Raw genomic sequence first — 20,152 nt, forward strand, 5'->3', positions numbered from 1 at the left:
GGAGGTCATGTCCCGGCGGAGTCGTCGGTGTCGAGGCCGCGCTCGATCGCGTACCGCACGAGCTCCACCCTGTTGTGCAGCTGGAGCTTGCCGAGGGTGTTCTGGACGTGGTTCTGCACGGTGCGGTGCGAGATGACGAGGCGTTCGGCGATCTGCTTGTAGCTGAGGCCCTTGGCGACCAGGCGCAGGACCTCGGTCTCGCGGTCGGTGAGGCGCGGGGCGCCCGGCTCGTCGGGGGCCGCGGGCGCGGGCTCGGAGGCCAGGCGCCGGAACTCGCCGAGGACCAGGCCCGCGAGGCCGGGGGTGAACACGGCGTCGCCGACGGCGGTGCGGCCCACGGCGTCGATCAGCTCGGCGGTGGACGCGGACTTCAGGAGATAGCCGGTGGCGCCGGACTTGACCGCCTCCAGGACGTCGGCGTGCTCGCCGCTGGCCGACAGGACCAGGACGCGCAGGGCGGGGTTGGCGCCGACGAGTTCCTTGCAGACCTGCACGCCGGGCTTCAGCGGCAGGTTCAGGTCGAGGACGAGGACGTCGGGCGCGGCGGCCTGGGCGCGGCGCACGGCCTGTTCGCCGTCGCCCGCGGTCGCCACCACGTCGAAGCCGGACTCGGCCAGGTCCCGGGCGACGGCGTCGCGCCACATCGGGTGGTCGTCGACGACCATGACCTTGACCGGCGCGGCGGCGCCCGCCCCGGTCGACCCGTCCGGTCCCGCCGCGCTCTGTTCGTCGCGCTCGCTGCTCATCGTTCCGCTTCCGCCTTCCCCCGTACGTCCCGCGCGGCGCGCGGGACTCTCAGTTCCACTTCCGTGCCCTGGCCCGGCACCGAGATCAGCTCGGCCGTGCCCCCGATGTCCCGCAGCCGCCCCCGGATGGACAGCGCGACCCCGAGCCGCCCCTCCCCCTCGGCCTGGGCGAGCCGCCCCTTCGGGATGCCGGGGCCGTCGTCGCGCACCGTCACGACGACGGCGTCGGGCTCGTCCTCGACGAGGATCCAGGCGCGGGCGTCCGGCCCGGCGTGCTTGCGGACATTGTCCAGGGCGGCGCCGACCGCGGCGGTCAGCTCCCTGGCGGCGTGCGGCGCGAGCGGCACCGCGGCGCCCGGCTCCGACAGGGTCACCTTCGACCCGGCGAAGGGCGCGAGGAGCGGGCGCAGGTCGCAGCTGGTCGCGCCGGTGGTATCGCCGTCGCCGCGTGGTCCTTCGGGGGCGTCGGGTTCCTCGACGAGCCGGACGACGGCGCCCTGGGAGACGTCCTCCGAGGCGTACGAGACGGGGATCAGGCCCCCGGCCACCAGGGTGCGCAGGGCGACCTCCTGCTCGCCCGCCATCCGGCCGAGCTCGGCCGCCTCGCCGCCGATGGCGGTGCCGCGGCGCTGCACCATGGCGAGGACCTGGAGCACGCTGTCGTGGATGTCGCGGGCGAGGCGCTCGCGCTCGCGGGTCGCGGCCTCGATCTCCAGGGCGCGGGCGAGGGTGCGCTCCGAGGCGCGGGCGACCTCCACGACGTAGCCGATGGCGATGGAGGCGATGCAGACCAGGAGGACGTTGTGGACGGTGTCGCGGCTGAACGCGCCGCGCTGGACGACGTTGGCGACGCCGACGAGCAGCGAGGCGAAGGCGGCCCAGCGCCAGCCGCCCTTGATCGCGAAGGCGAGCACCGCTCCGGCCGTCCATATGGACGGCAGCGTCGGTCCGCCGTCGACGACCCGCCAGTGCTCGACCGCGACCGGCGTCAGGAGAATGCCGGTGAGCGCGACCCCGAGGTCGACGGCGAGGAAGCGCTTGGTGCAGCTCGCGGCGCCGGAGACCTTGGGGATGGTGGCGAGGGTCCAGACGGCGAGCACCGCGTAGTAGCCGATGGCGAGCCAGGGGCGGGCGAAGGTGGAGTATCCGGCCACGAAGAGGCCGATGGCATACAGCATGGTCAGCACGCGGTACGCGGTCAGGGCACGCCACAGCGGCTGCTCGACCGACATTCGCATGACCTTTTCGCGCCTGGCCACTACCCCACCCCACAGGACGCTGTCGTGCGCCCCTCTCCCACGGACGCCCCTCTACACGGACGCGGCTACGCGCCGGACCGTTCCTTGGCGGCCGCTTCCTTCTTGGCCGCCTCCTTCGCCGCCTTGGCCGCCTCGCTGAGCTGACGCTTCGCGGCGGTCGCGTAGATGTCGACGTACTCCTGACCGGAGAGCTTCATGATCTCGTACATGACCTCGTCGGTCACGGCCCGCAGGACGAAGCGGTCGTGCTCCATGCCCTGGTAGCGGCTGAAGTCCAGGGGCTTGCCGATGCGGATGCCGGGCCGCATCAGCTTCGGCATCACCTTGCCGGGCGGCTGGATCTTCTCGGTGTCGATCATCGCGACGGGGATCACGGGCGCGCCGGTGGCCAGGGCCACCCGGGCGAGGCCGCCGGGCTTGCCGCGGTAGAGGCGGCCGTCGGGCGAGCGGGTGCCCTCCGGGTAGATGCCGAACAGCTCGCCGCTCTCCAGGACCTCGATGCCGCTCTTGATGGCCGCCTCGCCCGCGCCGCGCGCGCCCGAGCGGTCCACCGGCAGTTGGCCGACGCCCTTGAAGAACGCCGCCGTCATCCGGCCCTTGATGCCGGGCGTCGTGAAGTACTCGGCCTTGGCGATGAAGGTGACCTTGCGGTCGAGGACCGCGGGCAGGAAGAAGGAGTCCGAGAAGGACAGGTGGTTGCTTGCCAGAATGGCGGGGCCCTCGGCGGGAATGTTCTCGAGGCCTTCCACCCAGGGCCTGAAGGCGAGCTTCAGGGGCCCTCCGATGGACAGCTTCATTGCGCCGTAGATCAAACCGAGTGCCTCCTGTGTCTGTGGATCAGACCATAACCCGAGTGGGGCCCGCGCTCCTTCCGGAGCGGGGCCGACCGCCCCGGCCGGTGCCGGTGCCGGGCGCGTCCGGTATGCGCGACGGCCCTGGTCGGTGTCAGTCCGGTCGCGTACGGTGAAGTACCCCCCGCTCTCTCGAGAAGGAGACCGAAGGTGCCGGTCCTCCCCGGAGCCGAGCCGTACCGCCACGAGGGCGGCGAGGTCGGCGTCCTGCTGTGTCACGGCTTCACCGGATCCCCGCAGTCGCTGCGCCCCTGGGCGGAGTATCTGGCGGAGCGCGGCCTGACGGTCTCGCTGCCGCTGCTGCCCGGCCACGGCACCCGCTGGCAGGACCTCCAGATCACGAGCTGGCAGGACTGGTACGCGGAGGTGGACCGCGAGCTGCGGACGCTGACGGAGCGGTGCGCGGAGGTGTTCGTCTTCGGCCTGTCCATGGGCGGCGCGCTCGCGCTGCGGCTCGCCGCGCGACACGGCGACGCGGTGCGCGGCGTGGTCGTGGTCAACCCGGGGAACAAGGTGCACGGCCTGGCCGCGCACGCCCTGCCGGTGGTCCGCTTCCTGGTGCCGACCACCAAGGGCATCGCGAGCGACATCGCCAAGCCGGGCTCGGAGGAGATCGGGTACGACCGGGTGCCGCTGCACGCCGCGCACTCGCTGCGCCGGTTCTTCCAGGTCGTCGACGCCGAACTGCCGCAGGTCACCCAGCCGCTGCTGCTTCTGCACAGCCCGCGGGACCATGTCGTGCCGCCCGCCGACTCCGCCCGCGTGCTCAGCCGGGTCTCGTCCACGGACGTCACGGAGATCCTGCTGGAACAGAGCTACCACGTCGCGACGTTGGACCACGACGCGGACCGGATCTTCGAGGAGAGCTTCACGTTCATCGGCCGGCTCGCCCCCAGCGCAGGCAAGGAAGGGACGGCCACCGGTGGCTGAGCAGCATGACGCGGAGGAGAGCCGCGAGGACGACAGCCGCGAGCCGCAGGAGCAGGCGGTGCCGCTCGACGAGGACGCGGCCTGGCGCGCCATCGTCGCCGGGTACGGCGAGGAGCCCGCGGACCCGCCCGGCGCCAAGCCGTTCAAGTCCGTGGAGGACCTGGCGCTCCTGGAGCCGGAGACCAACGGCCCCGCGGGCGGCGACACCGAAGGCACCGGGAGCGGCGGCAAGGGTGACGGCGCCGACGAGGGTGCCGACGGCGCGGGCAAGCCGCTCGGCAGCTCCGTCTCCTTCGCCCCGGGTGTGGGCGGCGGGGGCCCGCGGGACTACAGCGCGGCCGAGGCGTCCGAGGACGACTTCGACGCGGACGACGAGGGTCACTTCGTGCCGCCCGAGCCGCCGCCGCTGCCGGACGCGGAGGTCACCGCCAAGTTCGCCTGGCTCGCCGTCATCGGCGGCCCGCTGCTGCTGTTGCTCGCGGTGCTCCTCGGGTGGCAGATGACGTGGTGGCTGACGACGCTCGGCATCGGCGGGTTCCTGGGCGGGTTCGCCACGTTGGTGATGCGGATGAAGTCCGACGACGACGAGGACGAGGATCCTGGCCGGGGGGCCGTGGTCTAGCGTGTCGGTTGCCCCGGTCGGGGGGTGCCCTTGGCCGGGAGCGCCGTCGCTCGCGCTCCGCGCTCGTCCTCGAACGCCGGACGGGCTGACATCAGCCCGTCGGCGTCTGCGACTGAGCCTCGCCCCGAGATCGGACCCCGGCCGACGCTGCTAGGCGGGCACCCGTAGCGCTGCCAGGACCGGCAAGTGGTCCGTCGCCGCGCGGAGGTCAGTGTCCGTTACGCCCTCGTGGCCCAACGGCACGCCGCAGCCCAGGATCTCGATGCCCTTGGTGGCGAAGATGCCGTCGATGCGCTGGTGCGGGTCGGTCGGGGTCGAGGTGTACTCGCCGCCCCAGGGCTCGGTGGCCCAGCAGTCGCGCAGGCCGGTGGCGAGCCTGCGGAAGGAGCGGCCGTCGGGGCGGTCGTTGAGGTCGCCGCCCGCGACGGCGTGCTCCACGCCCATCCCGGCGAGCTGGTCGAGGAGCATCCCGCTCTGCTCGTACCGCTCCTGGCTCTGCAGGCTCAAGTGGCAGCTCAGCACGCCGAGCCGGGCGCCGCCGAAGCGCACCACCGCCGTCGCGAAGCCGCGCCGGTGCAGCCCGGGGGTGAGCGGGAGCAGCACGTCCTCGGTGCGCTCGACGGTGGCCCGCAGGGAGCACAGCAGCGCGGGCCCGGCGGCGGTCCCGCCGCCGGAGAGCATCACCAGGTCGGTGGCGCGGGCGAGCCGGGCCAGCTTCTTGCGCCACCGGAAGAACCGGGGCGCTTCCTGGATGAGGACGAGGTCCGGCGCGCACGCGGCGATGACGCGGGCGAGCGCGTCGGTGTCGTCGCGCATCGAGCGGATGTTGTAGCTGAGCACCCGGACGACGGCCGAACCGTCCTGTTCGGTGCGGGAGTTGGGCAGCGCGGGTGTCGGGCTCGTCGGCATGGCGATCAAGATACGGGAAACCCCGGGCGGGCCGGAGAATTCCGGCCCGCCCGGGGTTTCCCCGCAGCGTCGGGGCTCACGTGTGCGCCAGGCTCACGTGTGCGCCGGGCTCACATGATGGGGTCGGGCTCCCGGGCCAGGTCGGCCGCGCCGACCATGCCCGCCTTGTTGCCCAGCTGCGCGGCGATCACCTCCGCCTGGGGACGCCACTGCGCCCCGACGAGCCACCGCTTGAAGGACTTGCGGATCGGGTCGAGCACGAGCTCGCCCTCGTCCGAGAGGCCGCCGCCGACGATGAACGCCGACGGGTCGAACAGCGAGGCCAGGTCGGCGAGTCCGGCGCCGACCCAGCGGGCCAGCTCGCGGTAGGAGTCCACGGCGACGAGGTCGCCCTGGCGGGCGGCCATGGAGATGTGCTTGCCCTCGATGCCGTCGGGGGTGCCGTCGCCCAGGGAGAGCAGGTACTCGGCGTTCTCCGGGGTGGCGTTGGCGCGCTGCTTGGCGTACCGCACGAGGGCGCGGCCCGACGCGTACTGCTCCCAGCAGCCCTGGCTGCCGCAGCCGCACAGCAGGCCGTCCGGGACCATCCGGATGTGGCCGAACTCGGCGGCCACGCCGAAGTGCCCGCGGCGCAGCTTGTTGCCGATGATGATGCCGCCGCCGAGGCCGGTGCCGAGGGTGATGCAGATGGCGTTGCGGTGACCCTTGCCGCCGCCGAACTTGTACTCCCCCCAGGCCGCGGCGTTCGCGTCGTTCTCGACGACGACCGGCAGGCCGACGCGCCGCTCGACCTCGTCCTTCAGCGGTTCCTGGCGCCAGTCGATGTTCGGTGCGAAGTAGACCGTGGAGCGCTGCCGGTTGACGTATCCGGCGGCGCCGATGCCGACGCCGACGATCTCGTGCCCGGCCCTGGCGCCCTCGACGGCGGAGGCGATCGCGTCGACGATGGCCTCGGAGGTGCCGGGGGTGGGCACCTTGAACGTCGACAGGATGTGACCGTCCTCGTCGACCACTCCGGCCGCGATCTTCGTGCCGCCGATGTCGACGCCGATGGTGAGTCCCATGAATCCCTCAGTTCGATCGAGCCCCGCTACGGCCCACCGTACCCGAGGGGGGTCAGTCCAGATCGATGTGTTCCCCAGGTCCGGGGCCCTCGTCGCGGCGATCCGAACCGTCCGGGGCGGTGGGGGCGGCGTCGTCGCGCGTCCAGCGGGCCTCCTGGCCGGTGACCGCGCTGCGGTAGGCGGCGAGCAGCTCGGCGCCGGCCGCCGCGAGGTGGTCGAAGACGTCGGGGTTGCGCTCGATGACGGGCTCCACGGCGGCCTTCGCCTGCCGGACGACCTGCTGCACCGTCTCCTGCACGGCGCCCTGGGCGACCGCGCCGAGCAGCGGCGACTGGAGCCCCGAGAGCTTGTCGGAGACGGCGTCGACGAGCTTGCGCAGCTCCTCGGCGGCGGAGCCGGGCGGCGGCCCGTACCGGGCGCGGCGGCGGGCCTTCTCCGCGGCGAGGTCCTCGGCGCAGGCGGTGGCCCACGCGTCGGCGTCGGCGGGGGCGGGCTCGGGGCGCTCCGGCTCGGAAGCGTCGCGCTCGGTGGCATCGCTCATGACGGGCTGACTCCTGCGCAGGGCCGACGAATTCGTACTCTCGACGTTACCCGAATGGCGGCAGGCCGTTCACCGGGTCCGGGGCCACAGGTCCGGGTCAGGGGCGAAGCGGATCCGCAGGGTGCCGTCGCGCAGGGCCGCGCCGGTGACGGTGCAGCGGCGCAGCGCGGAGGGCAGCGGAACGATCCGCCGGAACGGTCCCGTGGTGATGACGAGGTCGTCGCCGCGCCGGACCAGGCCCAGTTCCTCGCGCACGGCGCCGGGCAGCGGGATGGTCCAGTGCAGCAGGGAGTCCGTGGCGAGCGCGTCGGTGACGGGCCAGTCGACCGGGTCCGGGGCAGGTCCCGGGCCGGGGGCGCCGAGGGCGGCGAGGTCGTCGGCGCCGCGGGGGTCGGGGCCGAGGTGGGGGATCTCGTGGGTGCGGTACGTGTGCGTCCACTCACCGAGCGTCTTGTGCTGCTGGGCGCGCAGGGCGGTGAGCCAGGGGGCCTGCTCGGGGCCCTGGGGCGCGGGCAGGGCGCGGTTGGCGAGGAGGGCGTCGAGGGTCAGGCCGTGCAGGGCGAGGCCCGTGGCGGTGCGGGCCACGGCGTCGGCGCCGGCCGGGCCCGGCTCGGCGACCAGGCGGACGCTGGTCCCCGGGTCCTCGATCACGGCCTGCGCGGCGGCGAGCGCCGCGTCCCAGCGGTCGGCCGCCTCGTACAGCGATCCGGCGGGCACGGGGACGCCCGCGAGGCGGCCGAGCACCGGGCGCAGGGCGCGGGCCGCCCGCCGCTCCGGGGGCAGCAACCGGCGCAGGTAGCGGCGCAGTTGGGCGGGCAGGGCGAGGAGCGCGAGGGCGCGGGGGGCGGCGGGCAGGTCGACGACGACGGTGTCGTACGACTCCGGGGCCGCGCGCAGGGCGCCCAGGAGGGCGAGGTCCTCCGCGCCCGGCAGCGGGGTCAGCTCCTCGTCGTCGAGGCGGCCGGCGCCGAGCAGGTCCAGGGCGGGGCGGGCGTGCTCCTGGAGGGTGAGCAGGCCCTCGCGGAAGCCGGGGTCCGGGTCCGGGCGCAGGGCGGTGAGGCCCCGCGCGACCTGGACCGGGCGGGGCCCGGTGGGGGTGCCGAGTGCCGCGCCCAGGGTGTCGGCGCGGTCGGCGGACAGGAGCAGGGTGCGGGTGCCCTCGCGGGCGGCGGTGAGGGCTGTGGCGGCCGCGAGGGTGGTGCGGCCGGCTCCGCCGGGGCCGGTGAGGAGGAGGGTGCGCATGCGGTGGGACTCTACGTCGGCGGGGACGGGGGGTGCCCCGCCCCCCCACGTCGGAGGCGCCGCAGGGCCAGGCCCTGCTGTGGACTACGCCTTGGTTTCCACGCGCTTCTTCAGACCTGCCAGGGCGCGGTCGATGATGACCTTCTCCGCCTTGCGCTTGATCATGCCCAGCATGGGGATCTTGACGTCGACGGTCAGCTGGTAGGTGACCTCGGTGCCGGTGCCCGCGGGCTTCAGGAGGTAGGAGCCGTCCAGGGAGCGCAGCATCTGGGACTTGACCAGGGTCCAGGACACCTCGTGCGCGCCGCTCCAGGTGTACGCGAGGGTCTGGTCGTCCTTGATCGCTCCGGCGTCCATGACGAGCCGGACCTGCTCGGCGCGGCCGGAGTCGTCGGCCTGGAGGACCTGGGCCTCCTTGACCTCGCCGGTCCACTCCGGATAGCGGGCGAAGTCGGCGATCACGTCCATGACGTCGGCCGGTGCCGCCTCGATCGTGATGCTCGAGCTGGTGTATTCCGCCATCGCGGTGGCTCCTCCAGATGCGGTCCGGTGCGGGCGTTTGTGTCTGCCCGCTGAAGGCTACCGCGCACGCGACCTGCGACGGTCACCCCGTCCACTCCAGCGCCCAGGGCCGCCCGGACCCCGCGAAGTGCCCGACGTTCACGCACTCGGTCGCCTCGATCCGCATCCGGCTGACCAACGGCTGGTGCACATGGCCGAAGAGCGCGTACCTCGGCCGGGTGCGCCGGATCGCGTCGAGCAGCGCGCGGCTGCCCCGCTCGAAGCGGCGCGCCACCGTGTCGTACACGAGCTCGGGCACCTCCGGCGGGATGTGGGTGCAGAGCACGTCGACCTCGCCGACGGCCTCGATCTTGGCGGCGTACTCCTCGTCGCTGATCTCGTACGGCGTGCGCATCGGGGTCCTGAGGCCGCCGCCGACGAAGCCGAAGACGCGGCCGCCGATCTCCACGCGCTCGCCGTCGAGGACGGTGGTGCCGGGACCGGCGTATTCGCGCCACAGCTGTGGCATGTCGACATTGCCGTACGTGGCGTACGTAGGGGTGGGGAAGGCGGCGAACAGCTCGGCGTACTGCTTGCGGACCGCCTTCTCCACGGCCGGGCCGCGGTCGAGGCCCGCCCACAGCGAGGCGCCGAAGGCGCGGGCCTCCTCGAAGCGGCGGGCGGTGCGCAGCTCGACGAGGCGGGTGGCGTTCTCGGCACCGAACAGATCGGGGAAGATGCCGCGCGCGTGGTTCGCGTAGTCGAGGAAGAGGACCAGGTCACCCAGGCAGATCAGGGCGTCGGCACCGTCCCCCGCGCGGGCCAGGTCCTCGGCGTTGCCGTGCACGTCACTGACCACATGGACCCGGAAACCTCGCATGCCGGTCACCTTAGGACGGCGGGGCCGGGGCGGACCAGGGCGGGGTGGCCGGGCGCACACGGGCGGCGGACCTGCGGTTACTTCCGAGTCAGGAAGAGCGTGGCGTACTGTGCGGTTCAGACCATAACGTCGTGTGACGCACGGAACATCTGGCCCGGCCCCCCTACCGAACCAGCCATACCGGTGGGTAACGTCCGGGCAGTCCAGTAGTGCTCAGCCCCTCACGAAGTCCCGAGGAACCCCCAGAGCCCCCCCCGACTGAGCACCTGCCCGACCTTGGACCGCACCGTCGCATCGCACAACGTCGTGGCGTCGGCGCCCTATGTAGGAGCAGCAGTCTTGCGCGAGTTCAGCCTTCCGGCCCTGTACGAGGTCCCCGCGGACGGCAATCTGACCGACATCGTCCGCAGAAACGCCGCGCAGCACCCGGATGTGGCGGTCATCGGCCGCAAGGTGAACGGCAGTTGGCAGGACGTCACGGCCACGGCCTTCCGCGCCGAGGTGCGGGCCGCCGCGAAGGGCCTGATCGCGGCGGGCGTGCGGCCCGGCGACCGGGTCGGCCTGATGTCCCGTACGCGCTACGAGTGGACGCTGTTCGACTTCGCCATCTGGAGCGCGGGCGCGATCTCCGTGCCGGTGTACGAGACCAGCTCCGCCGAGCAGATCCAGTGGATCCTCGGCGACTCGGGCGCGGTGGCCTGCGTCGTGGAGACCGACGGGCACGCCGAGGCCGTCGAGTCGGTGCGCGACCGGCTGCCGGCGCTGACGCGGGTGTGGCAGATCGACCGGGGCGGCGTCGAGGAGCTGAACCGGGCGGGCGCCGAGGTCTCCGACGAGACCGTCGACGAGCGGGGCGCCGTCGCGGGCGCCGACGACCCCGCGACCATCGTCTACACCTCCGGCACGACCGGCCGCCCCAAGGGCTGTGTGCTCACCCACCGCAGCTTCTTCGCGGAGTGCGGCAACGTGGTGGAGCGCCTGAAACCGCTCTTCCGCACCGGCGAGTGCTCGGTGCTCCTCTTCCTGCCCGTCGCGCACGTCTTCGGCCGCCTGGTGGAGGTGGCCGCCCTGATGGCCCCCATCAAGCTCGGCCACGCGCCCGACATCAAGCACCTCACCGACGAACTCGCCGCGTTCCGGCCCACGTTGATCCTCGGCGTGCCGCGCGTCTTCGAGAAGGTCTACAACGGCGCGCGCGCCAAGGCGCAGGCCGACGGCAAGGGCAAGATCTTCGACAAGGCCGCGGACACGGCGATCGCCTACAGCCGCGCCCTCGACACCCCGGGCGGGCCCTCGATCGGGCTGCGCGTCAAGCACAAGATCTTCGACAAGCTGGTCTTCAGCAAGCTGCGCGCCGTCCTCGGCGGGCGCGGCGAGTACGCCATCTCCGGCGGCGCCCCCCTCGGCGAGCGCCTCGGCCACTTCTTCCGCGGCATCGGCTTCACCGTCCTGGAGGGCTACGGCCTCACCGAGTCCTGCGCCGCCACCGCCTTCAACCCCTGGGACCGGCAGAAGATCGGCACCGTCGGGCAGCCGCTGCCCGGCTCCGTCGTCCGCATCGCCGACGACGGCGAGGTCCTGCTCCACGGCGAGCACCTGTTCAAGGAGTACTGGAACAACGAGGGCGCCACCGAGGAGGCCCTCGCCGACGGGTGGTTCCACACCGGGGACATCGGCACCCTCGACGAGGACGGGTATCTGCGGATCACCGGCCGCAAGAAGGAGATCATCGTGACGGCGGGCGGCAAGAACGTCGCTCCCGCCGTCATCGAGGACCGCATCCGCGCGCACGCGCTCGTCGCCGAGTGCATGGTCGTCGGGGACGGGCGGCCGTTCGTCGGGGCGCTCGTCACCATCGACGAGGAGTTCCTCGGGCGGTGGGCCGCCGAGCACGGCAAGCCCGCCGGGGCCTCCGCCGCCTCCCTGCGGGAGGACGCCGACCTGCTCGCCGCCGTCCAGCAGGCCGTCGACGACGGCAACGCGGCGGTCTCCAAGGCCGAGTCCGTCCGCAAGTTCCGCGTCCTCCCGGCGCAGTTCACGGAGGAGTCGGGGCACCTCACGCCGTCGCTGAAGCTGAAGCGGAACGTAGTCGCGAAGGACTACGCGGACGAGATCGAGGCGCTTTACCGGGGCTGAGGCCGGGGGCCTTGCCGGGGGCTCCCCAAGCCCGCCCCTTCCCGATCCTGGGGGCTCCGCCCCCAGGCCCCCGCTCCTCAAACTCCCCCAAGCCCTTAAGGAGCAGGGAGGACCCCCATGAGGGGCTGAAATACAACAGCAGCACATGTCCAGCCCGTCCGGCGATTGAGGACGAGGCGCGAAGCACCGACAGCGGGGCCCAGGGGGCGCAGCCCCCGGCTTCGGAGAAGGGGCGGGCCTGGGGCGCCCCGCGAGGGCCTACAGCAGCTCTCGTAGCCTCTCCGCCAGGAGGTCCCAGCGCCAGCGCTCCTCGACCCACTGCCGCCCCCGCTCCCCCATCCGCCCCCGCACCCCGGCATCCCCGAGCAACGCGACAATCCGGTCGGCGCAATCCTCGGCGGAGCCACCCCGCACGACCCACCCGGTCTCCCCGTCGAGAACCGCGTCCGGAGCCCCCCCGGAGTCCCCGGCGACGACGGGCAGCCCGGTGGCGGATGCCTCCAGGTAGACGATGCCCAGGCCCTCGACGTCGAGCCCGCCGCGCCGCGTACGGCAGGGCATGGCGAAGACGTCCCCGGCGCCGTAGTGGGCGGGCAGTTCGGCCCAGGGGACGGCGCCGGTGAAGACGACGGAGTCCGCGACCCGCGTCTCCGCGGCGAGCCGTCGCAGCTCCTTCTCGTAGGGCCCCCCGCCCACGATCAGCAGCACCGCGTCCGGCTCCCGAGCCAGGATCCGCGGCATGGCGAGGATCAGCGTGTCCTGCCCCTTGCGCGGCACGAGCCGCGAGACGCACACGACGACCGGCCGGTCGGTGAGCCCGAGCCGGGCCCGCACGGCGTCGCCGCCGGAGCCGGGGTGGAAGGTCTTCTCGTCGACGCCGGGCGGGAGTTGGACCATGCGCCCGGCCGCGGCGGGGCTGAGCGCGGCGGCGATGCGGGAGCGGGTGTACTCGCCGAGATACGTGATCGTGTCGGTCGACTCGCCGATCCGGCGCAGGAGTTGGCGGGAGGCGGGCAGTTGCGCCCATCCGGCCTCGTGGCCGTGCGTGGTCGCCACGAGCCGCCGCGCCCCGGCCCGCCGCAGCGCGGGCGCCATCAGACCGAGCGGCGCCGCCGCCCCGAACCACACGGACGTGCAGTCGTGTTCACGCAGCAGCGAGACGGCACGGCGGGTGACGCGGGGCGTGGGGAGCAGCATCGTCGTGGGGTCGCGGACGACCTGGAAGGGCTGTTCGGCGTCGAAGGCCGCGGTGGCCTCGACGCCCTCGCGACCGCGCTTCCAGGTGGAGGCGTAGACGACGATCTGGGCGGGGTCCAGGCGCAGCGCCATGTTGTGCAGGAACGCCTGGATGCCGCCGGGCCTGGGCGGGAAGTCGTTCGTGACGATCAGGGTCTTGTGCATCGCCGCCGACAGTACCGGCCGGACGCCCGCCCGCGCCGCACGGCCCCGCCTCGCCCGCCCGTGCCGCCCCGCCCGGCATCATGACTTACCAAAACCTACTTAAACGCATCAAAAGCGGGCGAGGTAGACATGACGGGCACGGGACAGACGGAGACAGCGGAGGCCCTCACCGCACGGGCCGAGCCCGGAAAAGCGGTACCGGACGGATCTGGCCCGGACGGACCCGGCCCAGACGAACCCGGCCCGGACAGATCTCGCCCAGACAGATCTGACCCGCACAAACCCGGCCCAGACGAACCCGGCCCGGACAGATCTCGCCCAGACAGATCTGACCCGCACGAACCCGGCCCGGACGGACCCGAGCCGGACAGCTCTTGCCCGGACGGCCCCGGACTGCCCGGCGAACCACCCCTCCCGCCTCGCCACTCCCCCCGCCGCTCCCCCCTCACCACCCTCCTCACCCCCGACCTCCGCCTCCTCGCCGTCTGGGCCCCCACCCGCGCCCTCCTCCTGCTCTGCGTCTTCCGCGTCGTCGTCATCCCCGGCCCGGACGTCACGAGCGACGTCTCGTTCATCTACCAGGGCTGGTACGAGGTCCTGCGCACCGGCACCTTCCCGCTCGACGACGTCACCTGGCAGTACCCGCCCGCCGCCGCGCTCGCGATCCTCGGCCCGGCCGCGCTGCCGTTCCTCGGCTACCCCGCCGCGTTCTTCCTGCTCGCGTTCCTGGCCGACGCGGTCGTGACGGGGCTGCTCGTGTACGCGGGCGGGCGGCCCGGCAGGACGCTGCGGGGGGCCTGGGTGTGGACGGCGGGCGTCGCCCTGCTCGGGCCGACCGCGTACGCACGCTACGACCTCATGGTGACCGCCGTCGCCGTCGCCGCGCTGCTCGCCGGGGCGCGCCGGGCCCGCGCGGCGGGGGTGCTCGCCGGGTTCGGGGCGGTGGTGAAGGTGTGGCCGGTGCTGCTGCTCGTCGGCGCGCCGCGGGGGCGGGCGGCCCGGCGCTCATGGGGTGCCGCGCTCCTGACGGCGGGCGCCGTCACGCTGGTGTTCGTGGTGACGATGCCGGGGGCGCTGGCGTTCCTGACGTTCCAGCGCGACCGGGGCACGGAGGTCGAGTCGCTCGGCGCGCTCGTCTTCCATGGGGCGCGCCAGCTCGGCTGGCCCGGGGAGGTGCGGCTCAACTACGGCTCGGTGGAGTTCCTCGGGCCGTACGTCCCGCTGGTCAGCGGGGTGGCGCAGGCGCTGTCCCTGGCCGCGCTGGGGTGGCTGGTGCTGTGGCGGGTCCGGGCTCGGGTCTGGTCGGCCTCCACGTCCGCGGACGCGGCGTTCGCGGCGGTGCTGCTCTTCACCACGACGAGTCGGGTGATCAGTCCCCAGTACATGCTGTGGCTCGTCGGAGTCGCCGCCGTCTGCCTTGCCTCGCGCGGCAGCCGGATGGGGTGGCCCGGTGGGCTCGTCCTCGCGGCCACGTTCGTGACGTTCCTGGAGTTTCCCGTGTGGTTCGCGCATGTGGTGGCCAGCGACGCGTTGGGCGTGACGCTTCTTGTCGTACGCAATGGCCTGCTGGTCGCGGCGACGGCACTGGCGTGCCGGGGGTTGTGGCGGGGGACGGTGCCTCGCGGGTGCGCCCCGGACCCCGCTCCTCAAACGCCGGAGGGGCTGGAAAACGTGCCGGTGGGTTCCAGCCCGTCCGGCGTTTGAGGACGAGGCGCAAAGCGCCGATACGGGGTCCGGGGCGGAGCCCCGGTTCCGGGAAGGGGCGGGCTTGGGGAGCCCCCGGCAGGACACCGCCTCAGCCCAACTCCTCCCGCACATAAGCCCGCCACCGCCCCGTGAAGTCCTCCCCCGTCGTGCCGAGCACATCCCGCAGGGCCCCCTCCACCGCCCCCGCCCGCTCCCGATGCCGCCCCACGGCCTCGTAGAAGGCCCGGAGCTTCTCCTCGCCCCATTCCTGCGCGATCATCCGGCAGGCCAGCCAGGAGCCCTCGTAGGCCCGCGCGAGCCCGGCCGCGTCGCCGCTGAAGCCGAAGGCGTCGTCGTCGGGGAGGGCGGCGGGCAGACGGCCGTCGACGACCGCGCGGCGCAGTTCGGGGGCGGCCTGGTGGGGGGTGCGGCCGGTGCCGCGGTAGCCGACCCAGTCGGCGAAGCCCTCGGAGAGCCAGAGCGGGGTGGCGCGGGAGGTCCGGGCGCGGGTGGCGACGTGGGTGGTCTCGTGGGTGAGGACGACCTGTTTGCCCAGCTCGCCGAGGACGCCGTACGCGTCGGGGTTGATGACGATCCGGTCGGCGGGCGTCCGCCCGGAGCCGCCCGCCTCGCCGGTGGTGACGGCGGCGATCCCCTGGTAGCCGGAGGCGGGCGCGCCGAGGAGGTCGGCCATGCCGTCGAGGGACTTGGGCACGAGGACGACGACCTTGCCGGGCCAGTCGCCGCGCCAGGCGTCCCGCACGGCGGGCACCGCGCGGTCGGCGAGCTCCGCGTACCGCCGCAGCTCGGCCCGTTCGCGGCCGACGCCGAGGATGAGGCTGTGGGTGCCGCGCACGGCGTCGACGCGGCCCTGGTCCCAGAGCTGCTCGGTGGCCTTGTCCGCGGGGCGCTCGGCGGTGACGTACCAGCGTCCGTCGCGCTGATGGAGGGACAGGGTCCGCTCGGCGGTGAGGGGCGCCCGGTCGTAGCCCGCGACGCGGTAGCTCAGGTCGGCGGTGGCGGTGGCCCGGATGCCGTCGCGCTCGAAGTCCTTGAGGCGGTACGTCCAGGACTTCAGGGGGACGTCGCGCAGCCGGTCGTAGGCGGCGGTGGGGCCGCCCGTCGCCCGGTAGGCCCGGGGGTCGCGCTCCAGGACGGCGTCGGCGCGCCGGTCGAGCAGCCGCCGCACGTCGGCGGGGGCCGCGTCCGCCGTGTCGTCGCGGCCGCAGCCCGCGAGCGCGGCGGGGGCGAGCACCGCGAGGCACACGCCCGCGCCCGCCGCCGCCCGCGCGCTCCGCCCACGCCCCTGCCCTCGACCAGCCACGTTCCCGATCGTACGGGGGCGCGCGGCCGCCGCCCCTGCCCGTGCGGCCGAAGACCGTCGATCAGACCCGGGTCACGGACGACACCGGCATCATCCCCACCGGGTCGTAGCGGACCGCCGCGCCGGGGTAGGGCGCGTGCACCACCTGGCCGTTGCCGACGTACATGCCGATGTGACTGGCGTCGTCGCGGTAGGCGACGAGGTCGCCGGGCTGGGCCTGGCCGAGCGGCACCCGCTGTCCCGCGCCCGCCTGGGCCTGCGAGGTGCGGGGCAGACCGACGCCCGCCTGCGCGTACGACCACTGGGTCAGGCCCGAACAGTCGAAGCCGGTGGGGCCGTTGGCGCCCCACACGTACGGCTTGCCGACCGCCGAGCGGGCCGCGGCGATGGCGGCCGCGGCGCGGCCCGAAGCCGGTGCTCCGGCGCCCGCGAGGTCGGGCATGTCGGCGCGGCCCGAGCGCGATGACCTGTCGTCCCGCTCGCGCTCCGCCTCCGGCAGCGAGTTGAGCAGTTGCCGGGCCTTGGCGAGCTTGGTCTCGACGGTGCGCTTGTGGTGGGCGACCGTCTTGCGGCTCTCCTCGAGCTCGGTCAGCTTGCGGGTGGCCTCGGAGCGCTCCTGGGCGAGTTCGCGCTGGGCCCGCTGGAGCTTGGTGAGTTCGCCGCTCTGCCGGGCGCTGATGCGGTCGAGGGCCGAGGCCCGGTCCAGATAGCCGTCGGGGTCGGAGGAGAGCATCAGGGCGAGCGCGGGGTCGATGCCGCCCGAGCGGTACTGGGCGCCGGCGAGCGTGCCGAGGGCGCCGCGCATCGCGTTGATGCGCTCCTGGCCGCGGGCGACCTTGTCCTTGGCCCGTTCGACCTGGTCGCGCAGTGTGTCCGCGCGCTCGTCCGCCTTGTTGTACGCCTCCGTCGCCTTCTCGGCCTGCTCGTAGAGGCGGTCCACCTTGGCCAAGGCATCGGACCGCGGGTCCTGCGGGGCGGCGCCCGCGGGTGCCGCGGCCAGGGCCGCCGCGGCGGCCGCGGCGGACAGGACGGTGATGGTGGCGGTGCGTACGCACCGGTCGGGACCGGTGGGTGCTGCGGGACGGCGATGGGATCCCACGGGAAGCCGCTCTCCCTTCCGCTGGAACGGACCCCCGCCGAAGCGGGGGACTGTCGGTCCCCCGCGCGGAGCGGGGGCCGCTCCCCGGGTGTCGGGGAACGCGCGCGACAGTAGCGGCGTGATCAGGTCGCGACCAAAGACCCTGAACGTCCACGCACAGTGACGCCCCGCCTCAGACGCAGGTCATCGGCGGGGCGCGGGGTCAGCGGAAGTTATCGGAATTCGCCCGATCGGACGGTGCGTCGGACGCCGTCCGGGGCGGTCGGCCCCGGTACCGGCTTCGGCGCGGACAAGTCGGCCCGAGACGGGTCGGATCAGGCGAGTCGGCTCGGCCCGGACGTCAGATGCGGACGCCGAACTGGAACGGCATGTTGTTGATCGACTCGTAGCGGACCACGGTGCCGGTGCGCGGCGCGTGCAGGACCTGGCCGTTGCCCGCGTAGAAGCCGACGTGGTGCAGGTCGCCGTAGAAGATCACCAGGTCGCCGACGCGCAGGTCGCTCTGCGAGGCGATGCGCGTGCCGTAGTTGGCCTGGGCCTGCGAGGTGCGCGGGATGTCCATGCCGGCCTGGGCGTAGGCCCAGGAGGTGAGGCCGGAGCAGTCGAAGGAGGAGGGGCCGGTCGCGCCGTAGACGTAGGGCGAGCCGATCTTGCTCTGCGCGGCGGCGTACGCGGACGAGGCGCGGCCCGAGCCCTTGGCGGGGGCGCCGCCCTTGGAGTCGGGCTTGTCGAGGGCCTGGCGCTCGGAGTCGCGCGAGGCGCGGTCCTCCTTGGCCTTCAGGGCGGCCCGCTCGGCGGCGGACAGGGAGTTGAGCAGGCGCTGGGCCTCGCCGAGCTTGCCCTGGACTTCCTTCTTCTTCTTGCCGAGTTCGGTGCGCGTGGTGGCGAGGTCGCCGAGCTTGTCCGCGGCCTCCTTGCGCTGCTGCGCGAGGGTGCGCTGCTTGGCCTGGATCTTCTTCAGGGACTCGGCCTGCTTGGTGCTCAACTGGTCGAGCGCGGAGGCCTTGTCGAGGTAGTTGTCCGGGTCGGAGGAGAGGAAGAGCTGCAGCGACGGGTCGATGCCGCCGGAGCGGTACTGGGCGCTGGCAAGCGAACCGACGCCGCTGCGCAGCTCGTTGAGGTCGTCCTGGCCGCGGGCGACCTTGTCCTGCAGGTTGTCGACCTGCTTCTCCAGCTTCTGCTGCTTCTCCTTGGCGCCGTTGTACTTCTCGGTCGCCTTCTCGGCCTCTTCGTAGAGCTTGTCGACCTTGGACTTGACCTCGTCCTTGCTCGGCTTCTCGTTCGGCGCGGCGTTCGCGGCCTGGGAGGTGAGCGCGACGGCCGCGGCGGCGGTCGCGGTCAGCACGGTCACACGGGCGCGGCCCGGCTGCTTGGGTCGACGGTGTGACGCCACGAAGGCGGCTCCTTCGATGAGTGATCAACAGAGCGGAGGTCTGGGCGTGACCCTAGTGACCCGCCGATGATCAGATCAAATCCTGACCATGAAAAAGTCGGCCGCCGAGCGTTTTCTTTACGAAGAATCAACGTTCGGTAGCGGTCATTTGACGCTCCGTCCCGGGCAGGCGCGACCCAATTCGGGCATACGGCACGGGAGTTACGGATGGGACTCAGCCCCGCGAAAGCCTCTTCAGGAGCACCGCGGACGCCACGGGGCGCGCCCCCGCCTTCGCGATCCCGTCGGCCACCTCGCGGTCCGTCGACACCACGATGACGGGACGGCCCGGCGGTTCGGCGCGCACCAGCTGCCGGATCAGCTCGTCCGCCGTCACCCCGGCCTTGGAGAAGAGCACCCGGACCCCGCGCGGCGGCGCGAGCAGCACCGGCGCGGCCAGCTCGGCGCCGTCGAAGACGCAGGTCACCTCGGCCCCGCTCTGCAGCGCGAGCTGGGAGAGGGAGCCGAGCAGGCGCAGCCGCTGCTTCTCCAGGGGCATCGTGGGATAGCCGGTCTTGGTGACGTTGTAGCCGTCGACGACCAGATGCGCCTGCGGCAGGGCGAGCAACTGGTCGAGAATGGCCGGATCGTTCTCGGACAGCGCGCGGGCGGCGATGTCCTTCGGCGTCATCCGGCCGGGCTCGACGGCGTCGACGGTCTCGGCGGGCCGCACGGACACCGGCGGCAGGGCCAGTTCGCGGCGCAGCCCCTGGGTCGCCTCGAGGACCGTGTCGAGCAGCAGCCGCACCCGCATGTCCTCGACGCTGCGGCCCTCGCGCGCGGCCCTGCGGGTGGCTTCGAGGGCCGCCTCGGCCTCACCGAGGCGGGCCTTGAGCCGCCGCGCCTCGCTCTCGGCGGCGGACAGCTGGGTCTGGCCCTCGGAGCGCACGGCGTCGGCCTCCGCGGCCGCCTTGCGCAGCGCCGCCTCGCCGCGCTTGATGTCGCTGAGCGCGGCGCGCAGTTTGCGGTGCGTGGCGTCGGCCTCGCGCTTGGCCGCGTCGAGCTCGGCGCGCAGGCGCTCGGTCTCGGCCTTGGTGTGGGTGCGGGCGGCGGCCAGCTCGGCGCGCAGCCGCTCCAGTTCGGCCCGGGCCTCCTCGTCGGCGCGCTCGGCGTCCGCGCGCTGGGCCTCCTCGCCCGCGGCGGTGACGAGCTTCACCCAGCCGAGCGGGCGCAGCACATAGGCGGCGGCCGCGACGTCCAGCGGGTCGGCGGCGGGCGGCGGCGTGCCGGCGTCCAGGGCCTCGGCCAGCTCGGGCTGCGCCTCGCGCAGGCGTTCGCCGATGCGCTGGCGGAACAGGGGGTCGCTCTCCAGGGCCGCGGCCATGGCGTTGGCCGCGAACTTCACCCGCCTGCTCGGGGTGAAGCGCGCGTACTGACGCAGCTGGGGTGGCAGTTCGGCGACCGTGAGGCCGCCGAAGCCGTCCGACACGATCTGCACGACCGCCCGCCGCACGCCGTCGGGCAGCGGACGGTCGAGCACCTCAGCGGCGCCGTCCTCCGGCGTTCCGCCCGCGCTCTCCACCATCGGT

18 protein-coding genes are annotated in these 20,152 nt (G+C 73.5%); 4 read left to right on the forward strand and 14 right to left on the reverse strand.

What is annotated here, in order from left to right:
• Positions 1-5 precede the first annotated feature (5 nt).
• The 3 genes from ACZ6BG_RS01985 to ACZ6BG_RS01995 all read right to left on the reverse strand — a co-directional run bounded on the left by ACZ6BG_RS01985 (position 6) and on the right by ACZ6BG_RS01995 (position 2,814).
• Positions 6-665 (reverse strand): response regulator, encoded by a 660-nt coding sequence (locus ACZ6BG_RS01985; RefSeq protein WP_468997839.1) that lies wholly within the window; start codon positions 663-665, stop codon positions 6-8.
• A gap of 77 nt (positions 666-742) precedes the next feature.
• Positions 743-2,005: a MacS family sensor histidine kinase gene (macS, locus tag ACZ6BG_RS01990; RefSeq protein WP_468995528.1), complete on the reverse strand. Its 1,263-nt coding sequence runs from the start codon at positions 2,003-2,005 to the stop codon at positions 743-745.
• Between the two features lie 65 nt (positions 2,006-2,070).
• Positions 2,071-2,814: a lysophospholipid acyltransferase family protein gene (locus ACZ6BG_RS01995; RefSeq protein WP_468997842.1), complete on the reverse strand. Its 744-nt coding sequence runs from the start codon at positions 2,812-2,814 to the stop codon at positions 2,071-2,073.
• Positions 2,815-3,006: 192 nt separating this feature from the next.
• Here ACZ6BG_RS01995 and ACZ6BG_RS02000 point away from each other — a divergent pair, with 192 nt between their 5' ends.
• Positions 3,007-3,786: an alpha/beta hydrolase gene (locus ACZ6BG_RS02000; protein WP_468995532.1), complete on the forward strand. Its 780-nt coding sequence runs from the start codon at positions 3,007-3,009 to the stop codon at positions 3,784-3,786.
• On the forward strand, positions 3,779-4,408 hold the full coding sequence (locus ACZ6BG_RS02005; RefSeq protein WP_468995535.1) for a hypothetical protein: 630 nt from the start codon (positions 3,779-3,781) through the stop codon (positions 4,406-4,408). The genes ACZ6BG_RS02000 and ACZ6BG_RS02005 overlap by 8 nt, the downstream gene beginning before the upstream one ends.
• A gap of 150 nt (positions 4,409-4,558) precedes the next feature.
• On the opposite strand, the gene ACZ6BG_RS02010 is transcribed toward ACZ6BG_RS02005, so the two are convergent.
• The 6 genes from ACZ6BG_RS02010 to ACZ6BG_RS02035 all read right to left on the reverse strand — a co-directional run bounded on the left by ACZ6BG_RS02010 (position 4,559) and on the right by ACZ6BG_RS02035 (position 9,545).
• Positions 4,559-5,317 (reverse strand): endonuclease/exonuclease/phosphatase family protein, encoded by a 759-nt coding sequence (locus ACZ6BG_RS02010; RefSeq protein ID WP_468995540.1) that lies wholly within the window; start codon positions 5,315-5,317, stop codon positions 4,559-4,561.
• 110 nt (positions 5,318-5,427) lie between these two features.
• Positions 5,428-6,381, reverse strand: a complete 954-nt coding sequence (locus ACZ6BG_RS02015; RefSeq protein ID WP_087883749.1) for an ROK family glucokinase — start codon at positions 6,379-6,381, stop codon at positions 5,428-5,430.
• A gap of 52 nt (positions 6,382-6,433) precedes the next feature.
• Positions 6,434-6,922 (reverse strand): DUF5304 domain-containing protein, encoded by a 489-nt coding sequence (locus ACZ6BG_RS02020; RefSeq protein ID WP_468995544.1) that lies wholly within the window; start codon positions 6,920-6,922, stop codon positions 6,434-6,436.
• Between the two features lie 69 nt (positions 6,923-6,991).
• Positions 6,992-8,164 (reverse strand): ArsA family ATPase, encoded by a 1,173-nt coding sequence (locus tag ACZ6BG_RS02025; RefSeq protein ID WP_468995548.1) that lies wholly within the window; start codon positions 8,162-8,164, stop codon positions 6,992-6,994.
• A gap of 84 nt (positions 8,165-8,248) precedes the next feature.
• Positions 8,249-8,686 (reverse strand): SRPBCC family protein, encoded by a 438-nt coding sequence (locus ACZ6BG_RS02030; RefSeq protein WP_405653956.1) that lies wholly within the window; start codon positions 8,684-8,686, stop codon positions 8,249-8,251.
• Between the two features lie 82 nt (positions 8,687-8,768).
• Positions 8,769-9,545: a metallophosphoesterase family protein gene (locus ACZ6BG_RS02035; protein WP_468995555.1), complete on the reverse strand. Its 777-nt coding sequence runs from the start codon at positions 9,543-9,545 to the stop codon at positions 8,769-8,771.
• Between the two features lie 339 nt (positions 9,546-9,884).
• Between ACZ6BG_RS02035 and ACZ6BG_RS02040 the strand changes: the two genes are divergently transcribed.
• Positions 9,885-11,681 (forward strand): AMP-dependent synthetase/ligase, encoded by a 1,797-nt coding sequence (locus ACZ6BG_RS02040; protein ID WP_468995558.1) that lies wholly within the window; start codon positions 9,885-9,887, stop codon positions 11,679-11,681.
• Between the two features lie 258 nt (positions 11,682-11,939).
• Here the strand turns inward: ACZ6BG_RS02040 and ACZ6BG_RS02045 are convergent, their stop codons facing one another.
• Complete coding sequence (locus tag ACZ6BG_RS02045; RefSeq protein ID WP_468995562.1) at positions 11,940-13,082, reverse strand: glycosyltransferase family 4 protein; 1,143 nt, start codon at positions 13,080-13,082, stop codon at positions 11,940-11,942.
• A 129-nt stretch (positions 13,083-13,211) separates the two neighbouring features.
• On the opposite strand from ACZ6BG_RS02045, the gene ACZ6BG_RS02050 reads away from it, so the two are divergent.
• Positions 13,212-14,786, forward strand: a complete 1,575-nt coding sequence (locus ACZ6BG_RS02050) for a glycosyltransferase 87 family protein (protein WP_468995566.1) — start codon at positions 13,212-13,214, stop codon at positions 14,784-14,786.
• Positions 14,787-14,877: 91 nt separating this feature from the next.
• Here the strand turns inward: ACZ6BG_RS02050 and ACZ6BG_RS02055 are convergent, their stop codons facing one another.
• The 4 genes from ACZ6BG_RS02055 to ACZ6BG_RS02070 all read right to left on the reverse strand — a co-directional run bounded on the left by ACZ6BG_RS02055 (position 14,878) and on the right by ACZ6BG_RS02070 (position 20,148).
• Positions 14,878-16,035, reverse strand: a complete 1,158-nt coding sequence (locus tag ACZ6BG_RS02055; protein WP_468997844.1) for a hypothetical protein — start codon at positions 16,033-16,035, stop codon at positions 14,878-14,880.
• Positions 16,036-16,153: 118 nt separating this feature from the next.
• A complete protein-coding gene (locus ACZ6BG_RS02060; RefSeq protein ID WP_468449159.1) occupies positions 16,154-17,191 on the reverse strand; it encodes a C40 family peptidase in 1,038 nt (345 codons plus the stop codon).
• 340 nt (positions 17,192-17,531) lie between these two features.
• On the reverse strand, positions 17,532-18,584 hold the full coding sequence (locus ACZ6BG_RS02065) for a C40 family peptidase (protein WP_468449161.1): 1,053 nt from the start codon (positions 18,582-18,584) through the stop codon (positions 17,532-17,534).
• Positions 18,585-18,798: 214 nt separating this feature from the next.
• Complete coding sequence (locus ACZ6BG_RS02070; RefSeq protein ID WP_468995578.1) at positions 18,799-20,148, reverse strand: NYN domain-containing protein; 1,350 nt, start codon at positions 20,146-20,148, stop codon at positions 18,799-18,801.
• Positions 20,149-20,152: the final 4 nt, after the last annotated feature.

It is taken from the genome of Streptomyces sp. NPDC041205, assembly GCF_055591765.1.